The sequence below is a fragment of the Nocardioides sp. J54 genome (assembly GCF_000519005.1).
Lineage (GTDB): Bacteria > Actinomycetota > Actinomycetes > Propionibacteriales > Nocardioidaceae > Nocardioides.
Genome location: NZ_JAER01000012.1, coordinates 70277 through 92149, shown reverse-complemented (window position 1 = coordinate 92149; position 21873 = coordinate 70277). Strand labels below are relative to the sequence as shown.

Here is a 21873-nt window from a genome sequence, read left to right as displayed (position 1 = left end):
CAGGACGGGTACCCCCTGCGTCGGCGCGTGGCCGAGGACCCGACGACGAGAGGCGGCATGCACGTGGTGGAGACCTGGCCCGGGTCGGCGTACCCACTGGGGGCGACCTTCGACGGAACCGGAACGAACTTCGCACTCTTCAGCGAGGTCGCGGACCGGGTGGAGCTGTGCCTCGTCGACGTCGAAGGAGCGGACGGGGCCGGCGGGACGCGCACCGAGACCCGCGTCGAGCTGACCGAGGTCGACGGCTACGTCTGGCACGCCTACCTGCCCGGCGTGCAGCCGGGGCAGTGCTACGGCTACCGGGTGCACGGTCCGTGGGACCCCGCCCAGGGGCTGCGCTGCAACCCGAACAAGCTGCTGCTCGACCCCTACGCGAAGGCGACCGTCGGGGAGGTCGACTGGGGCCAGAGCCTGTTCGGCTACGACTTCGGCGACCCCGACTCCCGCAACGACGACGACTCGCTCGAGCAGATGGTGCTCGGCGTGGTCACCAACCCGTGGTTCGACTGGGAGGGTGACCGGCACCCGCGCACGCCGTACGCCGAGAGCGTGATCTACGAGGCGCACGTCAAGGGCCTCACCGCGACCCACCCCGACGTCCCCGAGGCGCTGCGCGGCACCTACGCCGGGCTCGCGCACCAGTCGGTGGTGGGCCACCTGCACGACCTCGGCGTCACCGCGATCGAACTGATGCCGGTGCACCAGTTCGTCCACGACGACGTGCTCCTGCAGCGCGGGCTGCGCAACTACTGGGGCTACAACACCCTCGGCTTCTTCGCCCCGCACGCCGGCTACGCGTCCAGCGCCGCGCCCGGCCAGCAGGTGCAGGAGTTCAAGGCGATGGTGAAGGCGATGCACGAGGCGGGCATCGAGGTCATCCTCGACGTCGTCTACAACCACACCGCCGAGGGCAACCACCTCGGGCCGACGCTGAGCTTCAAGGGCATCGACAACCCCGCGTACTACCGCCTCGTCGACGACGACCGGCAGTACTACATGGACTACACCGGCACCGGGAACTCCCTCAACGCCGGGCACCCGCACTCGCTCCAGCTGATCATGGACTCGCTGCGCTACTGGGTCACCGAGATGCACGTCGACGGCTTCCGCTTCGACCTCGCCTCCGCCCTGGCCCGCGAGTTCTACGACGTCGACCGGCTCGCCACCTTCTTCGAGCTCGTGCAGCAGGACCCGGTGGTCAGCCAGGTCAAGCTGATCGCCGAGCCGTGGGACGTCGGCCCGGGCGGCTACCAGGTCGGCGGCTTCCCGCCGCAGTGGACCGAGTGGAACGGCGCCTACCGCGACACGGTGCGCGACTTCTGGCGCGGCGACCACAACCTCGGCGAACTGGCCAGCCGGATCGCCGGGTCGGCCGACCTCTACGAGCACACCGGCCGCCGGCCGGTGGCGAGCATCAACTTCGTGACCGCCCACGACGGCTTCACCCTGCGCGACCTCGTCTCCTACGAGCAGAAGCACAACGAGGCCAACGGCGAGGACGGCCGCGACGGCGCCGACGACAACCGGTCGTGGAACCACGGCGTCGAGGGGCCGACCGACAGCGCGGACGTCAACGAGGCCCGGGCGCGCGACCAGCGCAACCTCTTCGCCACGCTGCTGCTCAGCCAGGGCGTGCCGATGATCCTGCACGGCGACGAGCTCGGCCGCACCCAGCAGGGCAACAACAACACCTACGCCCAGGACTCCGACCTCAGCTGGATCGACTGGGAGCACGTCGACCGGCCGCTGTGCGAGTTCGTCACCGAGCTGGTGCGGCTGCGCCGCGAGCACCCGTCCCTGCGCCGGCGCCGGTTCTTCACCGGCACCACGGTGCGCACCGGCGAGGGGGAGCGGCTCAACGACATCGTGTGGCTGCACCCCGACGGCAGGCCGATGGAGGACGACGACTGGGGCGACCTGCGCACGCTCGGGATGTACCTCAACGGAGACGGTATCGAGGGCCGGGACCCGCGCGGGCAGCCGATCCGCGACGACCACTTCCTGATCCTGCTCAACGGCGACGACGCCCGCGACGTGACGCTGCCGGACGAGGAGTTCGCCACGGGCTGGCAGGTCGTGGTCGACACCAGCGGCAGCAGCGACCCCGACGTGCGCCTCGAGGCGGGCGGCACCTTCGCCCTCCCGCACCGCAGCGTCGTCGTGCTCCGCCAGTGGCACGAGCCCGAGCCCGAGCCCGACTCGAGCGCCGCCGCCTCCGTCGCGTCGATGGCGGGGGAGCGGTGAAGCCCGCCGCCGTCGTACCGGCGCGGGTGCCGACGAGCACCTACCGCATCCAGGTGCGCGAGTCCTTCGACCTCGACGCCACGAGGTCGCTGCTGGACTACCTCGACGACCTCGGCGTGGGCTGGGTCTACCTGTCACCGCTGCTCGAGGCGCACCCCGGCAGCGACCACGGGTACGACGTCGTCGACCCCACCCGCGTCGACCCGGCCCGCGGTGGGGCCGAGGCGCTTGCCCGGCTCTCCGCCGAGGCCCACCGCCGCGGCATGGGCGTCGTCGTCGACGTGGTGCCCAACCACGTCGGCGTGGAGAGCCCGGCCACCAACGGCTGGTGGTGGGACCTGCTCACGCACGGCCGCACCTCGCGCTACGCCCGCTTCTTCGACGTCGACTGGGCGGCCGGTGAGGACCGCGTGCTGCTGCCCGTCGTCGGCGACGACGACCTCCCCGACCCTGACGGCCCGGTCGGCAACCTCCACCTGGTCGACGGGATGCTCGGCTACCACGACCACCGTTTCCCGGTCACGCCCGGCAGCGCCGACGACACCGACGACCCGCAGGTGGTGCACGGGCGCCAGCACTACCGGCTGGTCTCGTGGCGCGCGGCGGACACGCAGCAGAACTACCGGCGTTTCTTCGCCGTCAACACCCTCGCCGGACTGCGGGTCGAGGACCGCGACGTGCTCGAGGCCAGCCACGTCGAGGTCGCCCGGTGGTTCAGGGAGCGGCTCGTCGACGGGCTGCGCGTCGACCACCCCGACGGGCTGCGCCACCCGGCGGCCTACCTCGACGACCTTGCGGACCTGACCGACGGTGCGTGGGTCGTCGTCGAGAAGATCCTCGAGCCCGGCGAGGAGCTGCCGCCGCGCTGGCGCACCGCCGGGACCACCGGCTACGACGCGCTCGCCGTCATCGACCGGGTGCTCGTCGACCCGGCCGGGGAGCAGCGGCTCACCGCGCTGGACGACGAGCTCCGCGGCGGCGTGGCTGCGTGGGCCGAGCTGGTCCGCGAGAACAAGCGGCACGTCGCGAGCACCATCCTCAACGCCGAGGTGCGCCGGATCGCCCGCGAGGTCGCCGCCGAGCTCGAGGTCGTCCCCGACGAGGAGTGGCGCGGCCCTGTCGAGGCGGTGCTGGTCGAGCTGCTCGCCGCCTTCCCGGTCTACCGCAGCTACCTGCCTGACGGGCTCGACCACCTCCACCACGCCGCAGCGCAGGTCCGGGCGGTCCGGCCGGACCTCGCCCAGGCGCTCTACACGGTGCTGCCGCTGCTCGAGGACCGCTTCCGGGCGCCCGCCCTGCGCTTCCAGCAGACCAGCGGGATGGTGATGGCGAAGGGCGTCGAGGACCGCGCGTTCTACCGGTGGAGCCGGCTGACGTCGCTCACCGAGGTGGGTGCCGAACCCGACCAGTTCTGCGTCGACGTCGACGGCTTCCACGCCGCGATGGCGCGCCGCCAGGCCGCCACGCCGCTCGCGATGACGACGCTGAGCACCCACGACACCAAGCGCGGTGAGGACGTCCGCGCCCGGATCAGCGTGCTCGCCGAGGACGCCGACTGGTGGGCCGACCACGTCGCACGGTTGCTGGACGCTGGCCCCGACACCGAGCGCGGTTTCGCGCACCTGCTGCTGCAGGCCGCGGTCGGCGCCTGGCCGATCGAGCGCGACCGGCTGCACGCCTACGCCGAGAAGGCGATGCGCGAGGCGGGGGAGCACACCACGTGGACGGAGCCGGACGCGTCGTACGAGGACGGCGTGCACGCCTTCGTCGACGCCCTGTACGACGACGGCCCGGTCACCGCGCTCATCGAGGAGGCCGTCGATCGGCTGGCCGGCCCCGGCTTCACCAACGCGCTGTCGGCCAAGCTCGTCAGCATCACCGCGCCCGGCGTCCCGGACGTCTACCAGGGCAGCGAGCTGTGGGAGCAGAGCCTGGTCGACCCCGACAACCGCCGCCCGGTCGACTTCGACCTGCGCCGACGGCTGCTCTCCGAGCCCGCGCCGGCGGCACCGCTGCGGCCCGAGGGCCCACTGGACGACGGCCGGGCCAAGCTGCACGTCGTGCGGGCCGCGCTGCGGCTGCGGCGCGACCGACCGGACCTGTTCACCCGCTACGAAGCGGTCACCGCGAGCGGCGCGGCCGCAGCGCACGTGCTCGCCTTCGACCGCGGGGGCGCGATCACCGTCGCCACGCGGCTGCCGCTCGGGCTCGGGCGTGCCGGCGGCTGGGGCGACACCCGGCTCGCGCTGCCGCCCGGCACCTGGCGTGACGTGCTCACCGGCCGGCTCGCGTCCGCCGAGGTCGGCCCCGTGCTGGACCAGCTGCCCGTGGCCCTGCTCGTGAGGGAGGACGCATGACCCGCACCGAACCGTTCGCCGTCTGGGCCCCGCGCGCCGACCGTGTCCGGCTCTCGCTCGGCGACGACGTGCTCGCGATGACCCGGCACGACGACGGTTGGTGGGCGCCGGCGGAGCCCCCGGGCGTCGTACCCGACGGCAGCCGCTACGGCTACCTCCTCGACGACGACGAGCAGGTGCTGCCCGACCCCCGCTCGCGGCGCCAGCCCGACGGGGTGCACGAGCGCTCGGCGACCTTCGACCCGTCCGCGCACATGTGGCAGGACGGCGGGTGGACCGGGCGGCAGCTCGCCGGGGCGATCGTCTACGAGCTGCACGTCGGCACGTTCACCCCTGAGGGCACCCTCGACGCCGTGGCCTCCCGCCTCGACCACCTCGCGAGCCTCGGGGTCGGGTTCGTCGAGCTGATGCCGGTCAACGCGTTCAACGGCGTGCACAACTGGGGCTACGACGGTGTCCTGTGGTCGGCCGTCCACGAGGCCTACGGGGGTCCTGCGGCCTACCAGCGGCTCGTCGACGCCTGCCACCGCGCCGGCATCGGCGTGATCCAGGACGTCGTCTACAACCACCTCGGTCCGTCGGGGAACTACCTGCCGAGGTTCGGGCCCTACCTCAAGCAGGGCCGCAACACCTGGGGCGACCTGGTCAACCTCGACGGCGAGGGCTCGGCCGAGGTGCGTCGCTACATCCTCGACAACGCAGTGATGTGGCTGCGCGACCTCCACGTCGACGGGCTGCGGCTCGACGCCGTGCACGCGCTCGTCGACGACTCCGAGGTGCACCTGCTCGAGGAGATGGCGGTCGAGGTCGCCGCCCTCTCCGCCCACCAGAACCGTCCGCTCACGCTCATCGCCGAGTCCGACCTCAACGACGCCCGCATGGTGACCCCGCGCGAGGCCGGCGGCCGCGGCATCGACGCGCAGTGGAGCGACGACTTCCACCACGCCGTCCACGTCGCGCTCACCGGCGAGACCAGCGGCTACTACGCGGACTTCGCGCCGCTCGGTGCACTGGCGAAGGTGCTCGACCGCGGCTTCTTCCACGACGGCACCTTCTCCAGCTTCCGCGGCCGCGACCACGGCCGCCCCATCGACACCGACCGGCTGCCCGCGTGGCGGCTGGTCGTCTGCGCGCAGAACCACGACCAGGTCGGCAACCGTGCCCGCGGCGACCGCACCGCCGAGCACCTCGACGACGAGCGCCTGCTCTGCGCCGCGTTGCTGACGCTGTGCTCCCCGTTCACGCCGATGCTCTTCCAGGGCGAGGAGTGGGCGGCCAGCACTCCGTTCGCGTTCTTCACCTCCCACCCCGAGCCGGAGCTGGCCACCGCGACCGCCGAGGGGCGCCTCGCCGAGTTCGAGCAGATGGGCTGGGATCCCGACGAGGTGCTCGACCCCCAGGACCCCGCGACCTTCACCTGCAGCCGGCTGGACTGGGACGAGCGACTCGGCGGGCGCCACGCCCGTGTGCTCGCCGGCTACCAGCGCCTCGCCGCGCTGCGCCGCGCGCACCCGGAGCTCACCGACCCCGCCTTCGGCCGCGCCACGGTCGACGAGGACGCCGGGCAGCTCACGCTCGACCGCGGCGCGCTCGCGGTGCACCTCAACCTCGGCGCGGCACCGTGGTCGGTGGGCGCCGCCGAGGTGCTGTTCAGCACCACCGACGACCTCCCGGCCGGCGCCGCGACCGGGCCGGTCGACGTACCTCCGGGCAACGCAGTGCTGGTGCGTAGGCTCGACGCATGACCACCGCACCGGCCGACCTCGCCACCCTCGAGGCGCGGTTCGCGACCGCGCTTCCGGAGCTCGCCCTGCCCGCGCAGGCCGCGGAGACCCCCGAGCCGCGGCTGATGGTGCTCAACGTGCCCCTCGCCGAGGAGCTCGGGCTCGACCCCGAGCGGCTGGAGACGCCCGAGGGCCTCGGCCTGCTGACCGGCACCCGGCCACCGGCCGGCGCCCAGCCCGTCGCGCAGGCCTACGCCGGGCACCAGTTCGGCGGGTTCGCCCGCCTCGGCGACGGCCGGGCCCTGCTCATGGGCGAGCTCGTCGACCGCGAGGGCCGGCTGCGCGACCTCCACCTCAAGGGCTCCGGGCGCACCCGCTTCGCCCGTGGCGGCGACGGCCTGGCGGCGCTCGGCCCGATGCTGCGGGAGTACGTCGTCAGCGAGGCCATGCACGCGCTCGGCATCCCGACGACCCGCTCGCTCGCCGTGGTCGCCACCGGCCGGCGCGTGCACCGCGAGGAGGTCCTGCCCGGGGCCGTGCTGGCCCGGGTCGCCTCCAGCCACCTGCGGGTCGGCACCGTGCAGCTCGCCCGCGCCGCCGACGACGTGGACCTGCTCCGTCGCGTCGCCGACCACGCCATCGAGCGGCACCACCCGCTCGCGGCCGAGGCGCCCGAGCCCTACCTGGCGCTCTACCGCTCGGTGATCTCCGCGCAGGCCTCCCTGGTGGCGCGGTGGATGCTCGTCGGGTTCGTGCACGGCGTGATGAACACCGACAACATGACGCTGTCGGGGGAGACGATCGACTACGGGCCGTGCGCGTTCCTCGACGCCTACGACCCGGCGACCGTGTTCAGCTCGATCGATGACGGCGGCCGCTACGCCTACGGCCGGCAGCCCGCTGCCGCGCAGTGGAACCTCGCCCGCCTCGGCGAGGCGATCCTCCCGCTGCTGCACGAGGACCAGGAGGAGGCGGTCGCGATCGCGACCGAGGCGCTCGGCGAGTTCGCCCGCGAGTACGACGACGCGCTGGCCGCCGGGCTCCGGGCCAAGCTCGGGCTGCCGATCGGCGCCGAGGCGGACGCCCGTCGCCTGGCGGAGCCGCTGCTCGAGCTCCTCGCCAGCGGGCACGTCGACCACACGTCGTTCTGGCGCAACCTCGCCGCCGCCGCTCGCGGTGACGCCGAGCCCGTGCGCGGCATGGTGCTCGACCTGCCGCGGCTCGACGCCTGGCTGGAGGAGTGGCGCGCGCTCGGGCCGAACCCTGACGCCATGGACCAGGTCAACCCCGTGCACGTCCCTCGCAACCACCTCGTCGAGGAGGCCCTCGACGCAGCCGGGTCCGGCGACCTCGAGCTGATGCACCGGCTGCTCGAGGCGGTCCGCGACCCCTACCGCCCGCGTGCGGGGTGGGAGCGCTACGCCGAGCCGGCGCCGGCGGACTTCGGGCGCTACCGCACCTTCTGCGGCACCTGAGCCGGCCGCGCCCCCGTATGGGACGGCCGGGATCGGCTAGCGCTCAGGGCATGGTCAACCTCACGATCGTCCACTACTCCAGCTACGGCACAGCCCACGCGATGGCCTCGCGCATCGCGGAGACGGCCGAGAAGGCCGGCGCCGAGGTCCGCCTGCGCCGGGTGCGCGAGACCGCGCCACCGGAGGTCGTCGAGAGCGTCGACGCCTGGGCCGAGCACGCCCGCTCGGTCGCGGACATGCCCGTGGCCGAGCCCGACGACCTGGTCTGGGCCGACGCGGTGATCATGGGCTCCGGCACCCGCTACGGCCACGTGACCAGCCAGCTGCAGGCGTTCATCGACACCCTCGGCCCGGTGTGGCAGGAGGGCAAGCTCGCGGACAAGGTCTATGCCGCGTTCACGTCCAGCTCCACGCCGCACGGCGGCCAGGAGTCGACGATCCTGGCCATGCTCACGACCTTCTGCCACTTCGGCGGGATCATCGTGCCGCCGGGCTACACCGACGAGGTGAAGTTCCAGGACGGCAACCCGTACGGCGTCGGCGTGGTCACGGGTGGGCAGGAGACGCTCACGGACACCGACAACGCCGCGCTCGACCACCTGGTCAACCGGGTGCTGCGCGTCGCGGAGGGCCTCGAGCTCGACTGAGGCCTCCGGGGACCGGGACGGGCCCGCCGGAGATTTCCTCTGGCGTGTTGTCGTACCCGCGTGGTGCCCTTCGTGGTGGGGTGAGGGCGGTGATCGGCACCGCCACGACGGAGGAGAGTCCAGCAATGACGCACTACCTGATGTCCGTGATCGGCCCGACCGAGTACCACGACGAGTTCTCCGGTTACGGGTCGAAGGAGGAGATGGAGCAGTCGTTCGCCGACACCGGCGCGTTCAACGACCAGCTCAAGGCCGACGGCCACTGGGTGTTCGCCGGTGGCCTCCAGGCGGCCAGCAACGCCACCGTGGTCGACGGCCAGGGTGACTCGCCCGTCGTGACGGACGGTCCCTACCTGGAGACCAAGGAGGCGATGGCCGGCTTCTGGGTCATCGACGCCCCCGACCTCGACGTCGCGATCCGGCTGGCGGCCGAGGCGTCGAAGGCGTGCCGCGGGAAGGTCGAGGTCCGCCCGTTCGACGGGCTGGGCTGACGCCCGCCCGTGGCGGCGGGGTCAGGCGTCGGCGGGCCGGTCGTTGTAGGCGCCCGCCAGCTCCTGGCCGGTCAGCGCGTGGATGGCGGCCATGATCTCGTCGGTCGCCTCCCGCCGCGCCCTGCCCGGCGCTACCCCCTCGAAGCGCCCGGTGAAGTCGATCGGCTTCCCGAAGCGCACGGTCACCTTCGCCAGCCGCGGCAGCCGGGCGTCGACCGGCTGGAGCTGGTCGGTGCCGAGCAGCCCGACCGGAACCACCGGCACGCCGGCGGTCAGCGCCAGCTGCGCCACACCGGTCCGGCCGCGGTAGAGCCGGCCGTCGCGCGAGCGGGTGCCCTCGGGGTAGATCCCGAACGCGTCCCCGCGCCCCAGCACCTCGAGCGCGACGTCGAGCGAGTTGAGCGCCGCACGGGTGTCGTTGCGGTCGACCGGCACCATGCCGAGGCCCTCGAACCACGCCTTGCTCAGCTGCCCCTTGAGGCCGCTGCCCGTGAAGTACTCCGCCTTCGCCAGGAACACCACCTTGCGCGGCGCCACGATCGGGATGACGACGCTGTCGGCGAAGCTGAGGTGGTTGCTCGCGAGCAGCACCGGCCCCGTCAGCGGCACGTTGTCGATGCCCTCGACGCTCGGCCGCCACACGGCTCGTGCCAGTGGCGGGACGACGGAGTGGAGGACCTCGTACAGCACGCCGCCAGCCTAGGCCGCGTCGATGGCGGGGGCGTGACGGGTGGGTTTCGGTGGACGGGGGGCGTGCGGCGGGTGGGGTTTCACCACCTGGGTGGTGAAACCCCGGCGACACGCCGGGAGAAACGTGTGCCAGGTCCGGGTTTCTTGTGCCCAGTCACGGAGATTCACCACCTAGGTGGTGAAACCCCACGAGGCCCCACCCCCGACCCACCCCTACGAGTCGAACCCCAACCCCACCCGGTCCAGCGTCCGCAGCCACAGGTTCCGCCGCCCGGTCTCGTCCGCCCGCGCGGACGCCCACCGGGTCAGCTGGATGCCGGTCCAGGCGAACGGCTCGGGCGGGAACGGCAGCGGCTGCTCGCGCACCATCGCCAGCCGGGTGCGCTCGGTCTCCTCGCCGGCCAGCAGGTCGAGCATGACGTTCGCGGCGAACCGGGAGGCCCCGACGCCGAGGCCGGTGAACCCAGCGGCATAGGCGAGGCGGCCGCGCCTCGCCGTGCCGAAGAAGGCGCAGAAGCGGGTGCAGGTGTCGATGACGCCGCCCCAGCGGTGCGTGAACGCGACGTCGGCCAGCTGCGGGAAGGTCTCGTGGAAGTGCTCGGCCAGCACCCGGTGGGTCGCCGGGCGCTGCTCGTGGTGGGGGGCGATGCCTCGCCCGAAGTGGTAGACCGCGTCGTAGCCGCCCCACAGGATGCGGTCGTCGTCGGTGAGCCGGTAGTAGTGGAAGAGGTTGCCGGAGTCGGCGACCCCGCAGCGCTGCTCCCAGCCGATCGACGCCAGCTGGGAGGCCGTCAGGGGCTCGGTGGCAAGCACGTGGTCGTAGACGGGGACGACTCGGCGCCGGGCCTTGCGCAGCAGCGAGGTGAACACGTTCGTGGCCAGCACGACGTGCCCCGCGTCGACCACCCCGTGCGGCGTGTGCACCTCCATCCGGGTGCCGTTCCGTCGTACGGCGGTGACCGGGGTGCCCTCGGCGATGCGCACCCCGAGCGACTCCGCGGCCCCGGCCAGGCCCCACGCCATCCGGGCCGGGTCGACCATCGCGCAACCGTCGGCGTCGAGCCGGCCGGCGAGGTAGGTGGGGGAGTCGACCAGCGCGCGGACGGCGGCGGCGTCGAGGAAGCCCGGGGTGCCGGGCTCGAGCAGGTCGACTTCGTGCGGGCGGGTGGCGACCGACAGCTGGCCGGTGCGGGCGAAGCCGCAGTCGATGCCGTGGCGGCGGACCGTCTCCTCGATCTCGTCGAGGTTCTGCAGCCCGAGCCGGTCGAGCTCGTCGTACTCCCCGGGCCAGCGGTCGCGGCCGTTCGCCTCGCCGTGGGTGAGGCTGGCCTCGCAGAAGCCGCCGTTGCGTCCGGTCGCGTGCTCGGCGACCCGGTCGCGCTCGAGCAGCACCACGGACCGGTCCGGGTCGCGCTCCTTCGCGAGCAGCGCGGTCCACAGGCCGGTGAACCCGCCGCCGACGACGACCAGGTCGGCCGCGGTCGCCCCCACGGGCGGTCGAGCGGGCGGCCGGTCGGGGGTGTCGAGCCAGAGCACCCGCGGCTCGGCGGCGTCGGCGAGCGCGTGGGCGCGCTCCGGGGTGGTCGTCACTGCTCGCGCTGCCCCCACGGCGCGCCGTACGCCGTCAGCAGGTCGAGGAAGGGCACGGCGTCGAACGCTTCCGGGCCGAGCACGCCGGCGCCCTTCCACACGCCGGTCGCCAGCAGCTCCAGCGCGATCACGGGGTTGACCGCGGTCTGCCAGACCACGCACTGGTGGCCGTACTCCTGCATCGACCACTCGTTGTCGACCACGTGGTAGAGGTACGTCGACCGCGGGCCGGTCGGGTTGCCGTCGGCGTCCTTCCCGGTGCCGGTCACCCACAGGCCCGCGCAGGTCTTGCCGGTCATCCGCGGGCCGATCGTCGCCGGGTCGGGCAGCACGGCGGCGACCACGTCGCGCGGCGAGACCTCGACGCCCTTGACCCGCACCTTGTCCGTGCGGTCGAGCCCCAGGGTGTGCAGCACCTCGAGGATGGTGATCATCTCCTCGCCGAGGCCGTACTTGAACGTCGCTCGCCGGCAGTCCACCCAGCGCGGCATGAGGAGGACCTCCTCGTGCTCGACGTTGACGCACTCGACCGGCCCGATGCCCTCGGGGAAGTCGAAGACCTCCGGCTCGCTGAACGGGGCAGTGGTGAACCAGCCGCGCTCCTTCTCCCACACCACCGGCGGGTTCAGGCACTCCTCGATCGTGGTCCACATCGAGAACGACGGTGCGAAGACCTCGTTGCCGTCGTCGTCGGTGACGACGAGGTTCGCACCGTCGCGGGTGGCCAGCTCGTCGATCTCGGCGAAGAGGTGGTCCGCGGCGTAGCGGGCGAACACGTCGGACAACCCCGGCTCGACGCCGATCCCGACCAGGGCGAGGCGCCCGGCCTGCTCCCACCGGTCCGCGACGGCGAACTGCTCGTCGCCCAGCTTCACCCCGCACCGCTCGTACGGCGCCTCGGGGTGCGGCTGCGACAGCGACATCGCCATGTCGAGGTAGTCGGCGCCGGCGGCGAACGCGCCCTCGAAGATCGACATGTTGAACACCGGGTCGACGGCATTCATCACGTGCGTGATCCCGTGCTCGCGGCACAGCGCCGTGACTGCCTCGGCCGACGAGGCGTCGACCTGGGCGGCGACGTACCGCGGGTCGGTCGCGGCGGCCCGCTCGGCCCGGACCGGGTCGTGGTCGGCGACGACGAGGAGATCGAAGAAGTCGCGGCGCGCAGCGATCGCGGTGAGGGCGCCCCCCACGCCACCGGCACCGACCAGCAGGATCCGCATCGTCGCGCCGGTCCTCACTCGCCGATGTGCGACATCACGTGCTTGATGCGCGTGTAGTCCTCGAGGCTGTACACCGACAGGTCCTTGCCGTAGCCGGAGTGCTTGAACCCGCCGTGCGGCATCTCCGAGACGAACGGGATGTGGGTGTTGATCCACACCACGCCGAAGTCGAGCTTGCGCGACATCCGCAGCGCGCGGGCGTGGTCCCGCGTCCACACGCTGGAGGACAGGCCGTACTGCACGCCGTTGGCGAACCGGAGCGCCTCGGCCTCGTCGGAGAACCTCTGCACCGTGATGACCGGGCCGAAGATCTCCTGCTGGATCGCGTCGTCGTCCTGGCGCAGGTTGGAGACCACGGTCGGGTCGTAGAAGTAGCCGCCCTCGCCGCCGGCGACCGTCGGGCGGGTGCCGCCGGCCTCGATCCGGGCGTGGTCGGGCAGGTTCTCGACCATGCCGCTGACTCGCGCGAGCTGGTCGGGGTTGTTGAGCGCGCCGTAGAGGACGTCGGGGTCGTCGGGCATGCCGGTGCGGGTGCTGCGCGCCTGCTCGGCGAGCGCGGCGACGAGGTCGTCGTGCACGCCCTCGGCGGCCAGCACCCGGGTGGCGGCGGTGCAGTCCTGGCCGGCGTTGAAGTAGCCGGCGGTGGCGATCGCCTCGGCGGCGGCCGCGACGTCGGCGTCGTCGAACACGACCACCGGAGCCTTGCCGCCGAGCTCGAGGTGGACCCGCTTCAGGTCGGTCGCGGCAGACCCGGCCACCTCCATGCCGGCGCGGACCGAGCCCGTGATGGCGACCATCTGCGGGACCGGGTGCTCGATCAGCCTGCGGCCGGTGTCGCGGTCGCCGCAGACCACGTTGAGCACCCCTGGCGGCAGGAACTCGTTGGCGAGCTCCGCGAGCAGCACGGTGCTGGCCGGGGTGGTGTCGCTGGGCTTGAGCACGACGGTGTTGCCGGCCGAGAGCGCCGGCGCGATCTTCCAGATCGCCATCATCAGCGGGTAGTTCCACGGCGTCACCTGCGCCACCACGCCGATCGGCTCGCGGCGGATCCACGAGGTGTGGTCCTTGAGGTACTCGCCTGCGCTGCTTGCCTCGAGGACGCGCGCGGCGCCGGCGAAGAAGCGCAGCTCGTCGACGCTGGGCGGCAGCTCCTCCTCGGCGGTCAGGCCGATCGGCTTGCCGGTGTTCTCGCACTCGACGCGGACGAACTCGTCGGCGCGGTCCTCCAGCGCCTGGGCCATCCGCAGCAACGCCTCCTGCCGCTCCTTCGGGGTGGTGTCGCCCCAGGTGTCGAAGGCCCTCGCGGCCGCCTGCATCGCGCGGTCCACGTCCTCGGCGCCGCTCGCCGGGGCGGTGGCGTAGGCCTGCCCGGTCGCAGGGTTCACGACGTCGTACGTGGCGCCCGACGCGGCGTCGACCGAGGCCCCGTCGATGACATTGCGGAGGGTCGTCATGCCCGGGGAGCCTAGCCAGCATCTCGCACGCAGGGAAGCGCCTTCGCGACGAAATCCGTTGCGAAGTCGTGTAACAGCGACGAAATCACTTGCCGATATCGCGAACGCGAGGGAGGATGGCGCCGTGTACGACGATGCCGCGCACGGCGCCCTGCAACAGTCCGCCCGGGACCACCTGTGGATGCACTTCACCCGCATGTCGTCCTACGACACCGCCGACGTTCCCGTGATCGTGCGGGGTGAGGGTGCCTACGTCTGGGACAGCCGCGGCCGCAAGTACCTCGACGCCCTCGGCGGGCTCTTCGTCAGCCAGCTCGGCCACGGCCGCACCGACCTCGCCGAGGCTGCCGCGAAGCAGGCCGCCGAGCTCGCCTTCTTCCCGCTCTGGTCCTACGCGCACCCGACCGCGATCGAGCTCGCCGAGAAGATCGCCGGCTACGCGCCCGGCGACCTCAACCGCGTCTTCTTCACCTCCGGCGGCGGCGAGGCCGTCGAGTCGGCGTGGAAGCTGGCGAAGAACTACTTCAAGCTCGTCGGCAAGCCGATGAAGCACAAGGTGATCAGCCGCGCGATCGCCTACCACGGCACCACCGCCGGGGCCCTGTCGATCACCGGCCTGCCCGGCCTCAAGCAGCAGTTCGAGCCCCTGGTCCCGTCGACCTTCCGCGTCCCGAACACCAACATCTACCGCGCGCCGTCGTTCCTCGCCGGTGCGGACGGCACCGTCGACCCCGAGACCTTCGGCCGCTGGGCCGCCGACCAGGTCGCCGTCGCGATCGAGGCCGAGGGCCCCGACACCGTCGCCGCCGTCTTCCTCGAGCCGGTGCAGAACGCCGGCGGCTGCTTCCCGCCGCCGCCGGGCTACTTCCAGCGGGTCCGCGAGATCTGCGACGAGTACGACGTCCTGCTCGTCTCCGACGAGGTCATCTGCGCCTACGGCCGGCTCGGCCACATGTTCGGCGCCGAGCGCTACGGCTACCAGCCCGACATCATCACCTCGGCCAAGGGCATCACCTCCGGCTACGCGCCGCTCGGCGCGATGATCGTCAGCGACCGCCTCTACGAGCCCTTCGCCCACGGCACCGAGACCTTCCTGCACGGCTACACCTTCGGTGGACACCCCGTGTCCACCGCCGTGGCACTGAAGAACTTCGAGGTCTTCGAGGACGAGAAGGTGCTCGAGGGAGTCCGCGAGCGCGAGGGCGCCTTCCGCGGCACCCTCGAGAAGCTCCTGGACCTGCCGATCGTCGGCGACGTCCGCGGGGACGGGTACTTCTACGGCATCGAGCTCGTCAAGGACAAGAGCACCAAGGAGTCCTTCGACGAGGCCGAGTCCGAGCGCCTGCTGCGCGGCTTCCTCTCGAAGGCCCTCTTCGACGCGGGCCTCTACTGCCGCGCCGACGACCGGGGCGACCCGGTCATCCAGCTCTCTCCGCCGCTGGTCTGCGACCAGGCGCACTTCGACGAGATCGAGGAGAAGCTCCGCTCGGTGCTGACCGAGGCGGTCGCCCTCCTGTAGGGCACCAACGAACCGGGGACCGGGACCGGGTCGGCGTCGCGCAGAGCTGAGTGGGAGAGCGCGCGACACCGGCCCGGTTCTCGTTGGCCGGCTCGTCGAGACGTCACTTGTGGCGGGTCGAGTGGTCACGTGTGCCGGGTCCAGTGGTCGCTTGGGGCGCGTTGCGTACGCCGTGCGCGGCACACGAGCGGGCGGTGGCCGGCTGGCCCGGGCCGGTCAGGCGGGTTGCTTGCGGCGGGTGGCGAGCATGTTGCCGACGACGATGGCCAGGGCGACGAGGAACATGATCGTGCCGATCACGTTCACCTGCATCGGGATGCCGCGCTGGGCCACTCCCCAGACGTACATCGGGAAGGTCACGGTCTGGCCGGCGTTGAGGTTGGTGATGATGAAGTCGTCGAAGGACAGCGAGAAGCTCAGCAGGGCCGCGGCGGCGATACCGGGGAAGACCAGCGGGAAGGTCACCCGCCAGAAGGTCGTGGACTCGCTGGCGTAGAGGTCCATCGCCGCTTCCTCGAGGTTGCCGTCGAGGCCGGCGAGCCTCGCCTTGACCGTCACGATGACGAACGACAGGCAGAACATCACGTGCGCGATGAAGATCGTGACCATGCCGAGCCGGCCGCCGAAGCCGGCGGAGACGAAGAGGGCCAGCAGCGAGGAGCCCATCACGATCTCCGGCGAGGCCATCGGCAAGAAGATGATCGTGTTCATCGACGAGCGGCCCAGGAAGCGGTGCCGCACCAGCGCGAACGCGGCGAGCGTGCCGAGGATCGTGGCGACCAGGGTGGCGGACAACCCGATGACGACGCTGCGCAGCACCGCCTCGCACATCCCGTCCGGCTGGCACACGTTCGCCCAGTTGTGCCAGGTGAAGTCGCGGAAGGCGTAGACGTTGCGCGACTTGCTGTTGTCGTTGAAGCTCATCAGCATCACGACGGCGATCGGCACGAACATGTAGACCAGCACGAGCACGCCGGCCGCCAGGACGAGGTGCTCGCCGATCCACCGACCGACGCGGTGCAGGACGTTCACAGCAGCTCCTCCGTCCCCGCCTTGCGGATGTAGAGCACGACCATCGCCACGATGATCACCATCAGCGTCACCGACAGCGCGCCGGCGGTGGCGTAGTCGCCGGTGTTGGTGAAGAGGTCCTGGATCACGTTGCCGACCATCCGCTGGTTGGTGCTGCCGAGGAGCTGGGCGTTGATGTAGTCGCCCGCGGAGGGGATGAAGGTCAGCAGGGTGCCGGCGACCAGGCCGGGCATCGACAGCGGCAGCGTCACCTTCCAGAAGCCCCGCGCCGGCGAGGCGTAGAGGTCGCCCGCTGCCTCGATGAGGCGTACGTCGATCTTCTCCAGGCTGGCGTAGAGGGGGAGCACCATGAACGGCAGGAAGTTGTAGACCAGGCCCGCGATCACCGCGACCGGCGTGGCCAGCAGCCGGTCGTCCTCGCCCATGAGGTGCAGCGTCTGGAGGAAGTCGACCACGAACCCGTCGTCGGCGAGGATCAGCTTCCACGACAGCGTGCGCACCAGGAAGCTGGTGAAGAACGGCGCGATGACCAGCACCAGCATCACGTTGCGCCAGCGGCCCGCCTTGAACGCGATCGCGTAGGCCAGCACGTAGCCCAGCACGGCGCAGATCACGGTCGCGACGCCGGCGTACCACAGCGATCGCCACAGCTCGTCCGCGTGCTCGCGCAGCGCGTCGGCGAAGTTCGCGACGTGCCAGGTGACGTCGTAGCCCGTCAGCACCGACCCCTCGGGGTCGTAGAGGCTGGTCGCCAGCAGCGAGTAGAACGGGATGACGAAGAAGACGCCGAGCCACAGGGCCGCTGGCAGCATCAGCCAGTAGCCCGTGAAGCGGCCGCGACGCATCAGTCCTCCTCGAACGCGCCGGCCCGGACGTCCTGGTCGGCGGGCAGCAGGAACGCGAACTCGGGGCGCCACGACACGTCGACCTCGGCGCCGTGGCGCAGGATCTTGCGACGACCGGTGTTCTGCTCGAACGCCATCAGCTCCTGCCCCCATGGCATCCGCACGAGGTACTGCGTGCTGACGCCGACGAAGCTGACGTCGGTCACCACGCCGCCGGTCATGTGGTTGCCGGGGGCGTCGATCGGCTCGCCGGCCGGGGCGACCAGCACCTTCTCCGGCCGGATGCCCACCCACCCGGCGCCGGTCCGGGTGTGCGCGCGGTCGACCGGGATCGAGACCTGGGTGCCGTGCATGTCGACGCGTACGACGTCCCCCTCCGCGCTGGCCACGGTCCCCGCAATGAGGTTGGACTGACCGAGGAAGTTGGCGACGAAGGTGGTCTGCGGGTTCTCGTAGAGCTCGGTCGGCGAGCCCATCTGCTCGATCACGCCGCCGTTCATGACGGCGATCGTGTCGGCCATGGTCATCGCCTCCTCCTGGTCGTGCGTGACGTGCACGAAGGTGAGGCCGACCTCTTCCTGGATGCGCTTGATCTCGATCTGCATCGACCGGCGCAGCTTGAGGTCGAGGGCGCCGAGCGGCTCGTCGAGGAGCAACACCTCGGGACGGTTGATCAGCGCCCGGGCCAGTGCGACCCGCTGCTGCTGGCCGCCGGACATCTGCGGCGGCTTCTTGCGGGCCTGGCTCTCGAGCTCGACCAGCTCCAGCATCTCCTGCACCTGCTGGTCGACGTCCTTGACGCCACGGCGCCGCAGGCCGAAGGCGACGTTCTCGTGGATGTCGAGGTGGGGGAAGAGCGCGTAGTTCTGGAAGACCGTGTTGACGGGCCGCCGGTACGGCTTCTCCCACGTGATGTCGCGGTCGCCGAGGTGGATCGTCCCCGAGGTCGGCGTCTCCAGGCCCGCGACCATGCGCAGCGTGGTCGTCTTGCCGCAGCCCGACGGTCCGAGCAGGGCGAAGAAGGTGCCGGCCGGCACGGTGAGGTCGAGGGAGCGTACGGCGGTGAACGTCGCGAACTCCTTCGTCAGCGCAGCCAGCCGCAGGTCCCGCGGACCTTCGGCGGGACGGGCGGTGGTGTCGGTGCGGTCAGCCGCCAGTGACATCGGCGTAGTCCTTCTCGTAGGCGCGGACCTGGAACTCCTCGAGTGCCATGAACGCGTGGGTCGTGGCCAGCGACTCGGCCGTCGGGAAGATCAGCGGGTTGTCGACGAGGCTCGGGTCGACCTTCTCCATCGCCTCCTGGGCACCCTTGACCGGGCAGATGTACCAGACCCAGGCAGCCAGCTTCGCCGCCACCTCGGGTTCGTAGTAGTAGTTGATCCACTCCTCGGCATGGGCCTGGTGGGTCGAGAGGTTGGGCACCAGCATGTTGTCCGACCAGATCATCTGGCCCTCCTCCGGCGCGACGAAGACGAGGTTCTCGTCCTCGGCCGCGGCGACGTCGCCCGACCACGCCTCGCACGCGAGCACGTTGCCGGCTGCGAGGTCCTGGATGTAGTCGTTGCCGGTGAACGCCCGGATCTGCCCGTCGGCACGCGCCTTGCGGATGCGGTCGATCGCGTTGGACCACTGGTCCTCGGTGAACTCCTCGGGATCGTCGCCCTGGGCGAGGAGGGTCAGGCCCATCGTGTCGCGCATCTCGGTGAGCAGGGTGACCCGGCCCTTGAGGTCCGGGCGCGACAGCAGCTCCTCGAAGGAGCGCACCTCCTTGACCTTCGCCTTGTTGTAGGCGATGCCGGTGAGGCCGCTCTGCCACGGCGCCGAGTAGGTGCGGTCCGGGTCCCAGCCCACACCCCGGAGGGAGTCGATGAGGTTCTCGTGCAGGTTCGGGACCTTCGCGGGGTCCAGCGGCTGGATCCAGCCGACCTGGATCATCCGGGCCGCCATCCAGTCGGTCAGCATGAACAGGTCGCGCTTGGAGCTCTCGCACGCGCCGAGCTGGTTGACGACCTTGGCGAAGAACTCGAGGTTGTCGTTGATGTCGGCGGTGTAGCTGACGTCGATCCCGGTGCGCCGCTGGAACTCGGTGAGGGTCGACACGTAGCCGTCGTCGTCCTCGTCCATGTAGCCGGGCCAGTTGGACACGACCAGCCGGCGCTCCGAGTCCGACAGGTCGCGCGTCGTGCAGGTGGCGGGATCCTGCTTGCGGTCGGGGGTCCCGAACAGGGGGAGCACGCCGAGGCTGGCCGCGCCGAGCGCGACCCCCGCCCCGCCGCGCAGGACAGCCCTGCGACTGAGTCCGGACGAGCCTGCCAATGGCTCACCTCCTCGGGTGTGGGTCTGCGCATCGTGGCACGCCGACGTGGAGGTGACAAGCGATTCCGTGGTCAGTTCATGAGAACGCAACGGAATCCGAACGTGCGCGTTGCGTATCGCCGTCCCCACCTGTGAGGATTCGGAGGTGACCAAGCCGAAGGCCCCGCTGGACGACGTCTCCAAGGCGATCATCGCCGAGCTGCAGGAGGACGGGCGCCGCTCGTACGCCGCCATCGGCAAGGCGGTCGGGCTCTCGGAGGCGGCCGTGCGGCAACGGGTGCAGCGACTGGTCGACAGCGGCGTGATGCAGGTCGTGGCGGTCACCGACCCGCTGGAGATGGGGTTCGCCCGGCAGGCGATGATCGGCATCCGCGCCACCGGTGAGCTGGAGCCGATCGCGGACGCCCTGGCCGAGCTGGACGAGGTGGACTACGTCGTGATCACGGCGGGCACGTTCGACCTGCTCGCCGAGGTGGTGTGCGAGAGCGACGAGCACCTGCTGCAGATCATCTCCGCCGGGATCCGGAAGATCCCGGGCGTGCTGTCGACGGAGACCCTCGTCTACCTGCGGCTGCGCAAGCAGACCTACGCGTGGGGCGTGCGCTGAGCGGACGCCCGGGCGACCGGGACCTCACGGGTCCTGCCCACCCCTCGGTGCCACAGGTGCGCGCGGACGTCCGCACCCCCTACGATCGCCGCATCCGACATGGGGCTGGTGACGTGGGGCATGGGCAGGGTCTGGTTGATGCGCGGCGGCGCCGCGGGGGTGCTCACCTTCGTGGCGGGTGCCTGGACGGTCGGCCTGGTGGTCGGCACCGACGACGGCGCGGACCAGGCGCGCGAACCCGCGCCCGCCGCCAGCACGTCGGCTGACCCCCTCGTCGAGGAGGAGCTGTCGGAAGAGCCCCGCTCGACGCCGTCCGGGGCTGCCAGCGGCGACGCGGCATCGGAGACCACGAGCCCGGGCGCGACCGACCTGCCGACGCCGGGCACCGTCGAGGGTGCTCCGGTCGTGGACGCCGGTGCCGACCTGCCAGCACCTGGGCCCGACACCCGGACGCCCGGGACGAAGCCGACCTCCAGCTCGTCCACGCCGAAGTCGAAGCCGACACCGAAGCCGACACCGAAGCCGACGCGCAAGCCGACCCCGAGGCCGTCCGACCCGCCGACGCCCAGCCCGACGCCGGACGGGCGGTGCACGGACATCCCCGACCTCGTCGAGTGCCTCCTCGCACCGATCACGACGCGCCCCTGACCACTGCGATGCGTGATGCGCAGGGGAGGGGAGCGCCGTGTGCCTTGGGGCCGACGGGCTAGGAGGTCGGCGGCGGGGTGTCGTCGGTCTCGCCGACGATGTCGGCGACGTCCGCAGGCGTCGCGTCGACGTGATCCGGGTCCGCCGCGGCGTCGATGCCGGTGACCGGCTTCGGTTCGCCGGAGCGGTCCACCGGTGCCGGGTCGAGGCCGAGCTCGTCGACGACGTTCACCGGCGTCTCCGGGTCGATGTCGACCTCGGGCTCCTCGGGCTCGACCGCGCCTGACGTCCCGGCCGGGCCGCCCTGGTCGGCGGTCGCCTCGCGCGGCGCGGAAGGGGTGGGGCGGGCGCCCTCGTGCTTCCCGGGGCGCACGGCGCGGGCCGCCTCGTGGGCCGCACCGACGGCTGCCCCGATGGTCGTCCGGGCCGCGGACAGGGGGAGCCCGACCGCGCTGGAGGCGATCTTCTTGACGGTGCTGAGGTGCGGGGTGCCGAGCACGGCAGGGTCCTCTCACTGGGGTACGACGGGTTCGACCCGGAGGTACCCGATCGCGCCCGCTCAACGCACCGGGACGACGTGGATCGCCCTTGTTGCTCGGGGGAGTTCCCGGTCGGGGAGGGTCCGGCGATCAGTCCTCGACGTCGTGGCCCCGGCCGCGCAGCTCGTCGAGCTCGTCCTCGAGGTCGCTGACGCGCTGGCGCAGGGCGAGCACCTCGCGCACGCCCGGCAGGGTGATGCCGCTCTCCGTCAGCTCCACGACCTCACGGAGGCGCTCGACCTCGTCGCGGCTGTAACGACGCTGACCGCCGTCGGAGCGGCTGGGACTGACGATGTCCTGCTCGTCGAGCCGGCGCAGGGCGGCCGGCTGCAGGCCGAGGATCTGGGCCACCTGGCCGATCGTGAAGAAGGGCGCGGACCCGTCGTCGAGGGGGGAGGACGGGTCGGTCGCGCTGCCCTTGTCGCTGCTGCCCGCCATCACACCCCCTGCTCCTCGTCCCTTGATCCTC

General features: G+C 71.8%; 19 protein-coding genes. 9 read left to right on the top strand and 10 right to left on the bottom strand.

From position 1 onward, the window contains the following. The first annotated feature begins 57 nt into the window (after positions 1-57). From glgX to NOCJ54_RS0110695, 6 genes are all read left to right on the top strand, one after another. Positions 58-2247 carry a glycogen debranching protein GlgX gene (glgX, locus tag NOCJ54_RS0110720; RefSeq protein WP_198020184.1) on the top strand — a complete coding sequence of 730 codons (2190 nt, stop codon included), beginning with the start codon at positions 58-60 and terminating at the stop codon, positions 2245-2247. Then, positions 2244-4604, top strand: coding sequence for a malto-oligosyltrehalose synthase (gene treY / locus NOCJ54_RS0110715; protein WP_028655504.1), 2361 nt, complete (start codon positions 2244-2246; stop codon positions 4602-4604). Before glgX ends, treY begins: the two co-directional genes overlap by 4 nt. Then, on the top strand, positions 4601-6349 hold the full coding sequence (gene treZ / locus NOCJ54_RS0110710; RefSeq protein WP_028655503.1) for a malto-oligosyltrehalose trehalohydrolase: 1749 nt from the start codon (positions 4601-4603) through the stop codon (positions 6347-6349). The genes treY and treZ overlap by 4 nt, the downstream gene beginning before the upstream one ends. Then, positions 6346-7803, top strand: a complete 1458-nt coding sequence (locus tag NOCJ54_RS0110705) for a protein adenylyltransferase SelO (RefSeq protein ID WP_028655502.1) — start codon at positions 6346-6348, stop codon at positions 7801-7803. Before treZ ends, NOCJ54_RS0110705 begins: the two co-directional genes overlap by 4 nt. A 50-nt stretch (positions 7804-7853) precedes the next feature. Further along, positions 7854-8450, top strand: a complete 597-nt coding sequence (gene wrbA / locus NOCJ54_RS0110700) for an NAD(P)H:quinone oxidoreductase (protein ID WP_028655501.1) — start codon at positions 7854-7856, stop codon at positions 8448-8450. Between the two features lie 125 nt (positions 8451-8575). Then, the gene (locus NOCJ54_RS0110695; RefSeq protein WP_028655500.1) at positions 8576-8941 is read left to right on the top strand and encodes a YciI family protein; all 366 of its coding nucleotides are present in this window, start codon (positions 8576-8578) and stop codon (positions 8939-8941) included. Positions 8942-8962: 21 nt separating this feature from the next. On the opposite strand, the gene NOCJ54_RS0110690 is transcribed toward NOCJ54_RS0110695, so the two are convergent. The 4 genes from NOCJ54_RS0110690 to NOCJ54_RS0110675 all read right to left on the bottom strand — a co-directional run bounded on the left by NOCJ54_RS0110690 (position 8963) and on the right by NOCJ54_RS0110675 (position 13898). Further along, the gene (locus NOCJ54_RS0110690) at positions 8963-9631 is read right to left on the bottom strand and encodes a lysophospholipid acyltransferase family protein (protein WP_028655499.1); all 669 of its coding nucleotides are present in this window, start codon (positions 9629-9631) and stop codon (positions 8963-8965) included. A gap of 213 nt (positions 9632-9844) precedes the next feature. Then, positions 9845-11221: an NAD(P)/FAD-dependent oxidoreductase gene (locus tag NOCJ54_RS0110685; protein WP_028655498.1), complete on the bottom strand. Its 1377-nt coding sequence runs from the start codon at positions 11219-11221 to the stop codon at positions 9845-9847. Then, positions 11218-12444 carry a saccharopine dehydrogenase family protein gene (locus NOCJ54_RS0110680; RefSeq protein ID WP_028655497.1) on the bottom strand — a complete coding sequence of 409 codons (1227 nt, stop codon included), beginning with the start codon at positions 12442-12444 and terminating at the stop codon, positions 11218-11220. The genes NOCJ54_RS0110685 and NOCJ54_RS0110680 overlap by 4 nt, the downstream gene beginning before the upstream one ends. A gap of 14 nt (positions 12445-12458) precedes the next feature. Then, entirely contained in the window at positions 12459-13898 is a 1440-nt protein-coding gene (locus tag NOCJ54_RS0110675; protein ID WP_028655496.1) for an aminobutyraldehyde dehydrogenase, read from the bottom strand. A gap of 124 nt (positions 13899-14022) precedes the next feature. On the opposite strand from NOCJ54_RS0110675, the gene NOCJ54_RS0110670 reads away from it, so the two are divergent. Next, complete coding sequence (locus tag NOCJ54_RS0110670; protein ID WP_028655495.1) at positions 14023-15417, top strand: aspartate aminotransferase family protein; 1395 nt, start codon at positions 14023-14025, stop codon at positions 15415-15417. Between the two features lie 216 nt (positions 15418-15633). Here the strand turns inward: NOCJ54_RS0110670 and NOCJ54_RS0110665 are convergent, their stop codons facing one another. From NOCJ54_RS0110665 to NOCJ54_RS0110650, 4 genes are read right to left on the bottom strand one after another with little or no spacing between them, the layout of a single operon-like run. Next, complete coding sequence (locus NOCJ54_RS0110665) at positions 15634-16449, bottom strand: ABC transporter permease (protein WP_232221746.1); 816 nt, start codon at positions 16447-16449, stop codon at positions 15634-15636. Next, positions 16446-17294 (bottom strand): ABC transporter permease, encoded by an 849-nt coding sequence (locus NOCJ54_RS0110660; RefSeq protein ID WP_036517519.1) that lies wholly within the window; start codon positions 17292-17294, stop codon positions 16446-16448. Before NOCJ54_RS0110660 ends, NOCJ54_RS0110665 begins: the two co-directional genes overlap by 4 nt. After that, positions 17294-18457 (bottom strand): ABC transporter ATP-binding protein, encoded by a 1164-nt coding sequence (locus NOCJ54_RS0110655; RefSeq protein WP_051485721.1) that lies wholly within the window; start codon positions 18455-18457, stop codon positions 17294-17296. The genes NOCJ54_RS0110660 and NOCJ54_RS0110655 overlap by 1 nt, the downstream gene beginning before the upstream one ends. Then, positions 18441-19610, bottom strand: coding sequence for a polyamine ABC transporter substrate-binding protein (locus NOCJ54_RS0110650; protein ID WP_028655491.1), 1170 nt, complete (start codon positions 19608-19610; stop codon positions 18441-18443). Before NOCJ54_RS0110650 ends, NOCJ54_RS0110655 begins: the two co-directional genes overlap by 17 nt. A 145-nt stretch (positions 19611-19755) precedes the next feature. Here NOCJ54_RS0110650 and NOCJ54_RS0110645 point away from each other — a divergent pair, with 145 nt between their 5' ends. Both NOCJ54_RS0110645 and NOCJ54_RS0110640 read left to right on the top strand, forming a co-directional pair. Next, positions 19756-20217: an Lrp/AsnC family transcriptional regulator gene (locus NOCJ54_RS0110645; RefSeq protein ID WP_028655490.1), complete on the top strand. Its 462-nt coding sequence runs from the start codon at positions 19756-19758 to the stop codon at positions 20215-20217. A 99-nt stretch (positions 20218-20316) separates the two neighbouring features. After that, entirely contained in the window at positions 20317-20865 is a 549-nt protein-coding gene (locus tag NOCJ54_RS0110640) for a hypothetical protein (protein WP_157514869.1), read from the top strand. Positions 20866-20923: 58 nt separating this feature from the next. Here NOCJ54_RS0110640 and NOCJ54_RS0110635 read toward each other — a convergent pair whose 3' ends face one another. Both NOCJ54_RS0110635 and NOCJ54_RS0110630 read right to left on the bottom strand, forming a co-directional pair. Continuing rightward, positions 20924-21364: a hypothetical protein gene (locus NOCJ54_RS0110635; protein WP_028655488.1), complete on the bottom strand. Its 441-nt coding sequence runs from the start codon at positions 21362-21364 to the stop codon at positions 20924-20926. 130 nt (positions 21365-21494) lie between these two features. After that, positions 21495-21842 carry a MerR family transcriptional regulator gene (locus tag NOCJ54_RS0110630; protein ID WP_028655487.1) on the bottom strand — a complete coding sequence of 116 codons (348 nt, stop codon included), beginning with the start codon at positions 21840-21842 and terminating at the stop codon, positions 21495-21497. Positions 21843-21873 lie beyond the last annotated feature (31 nt).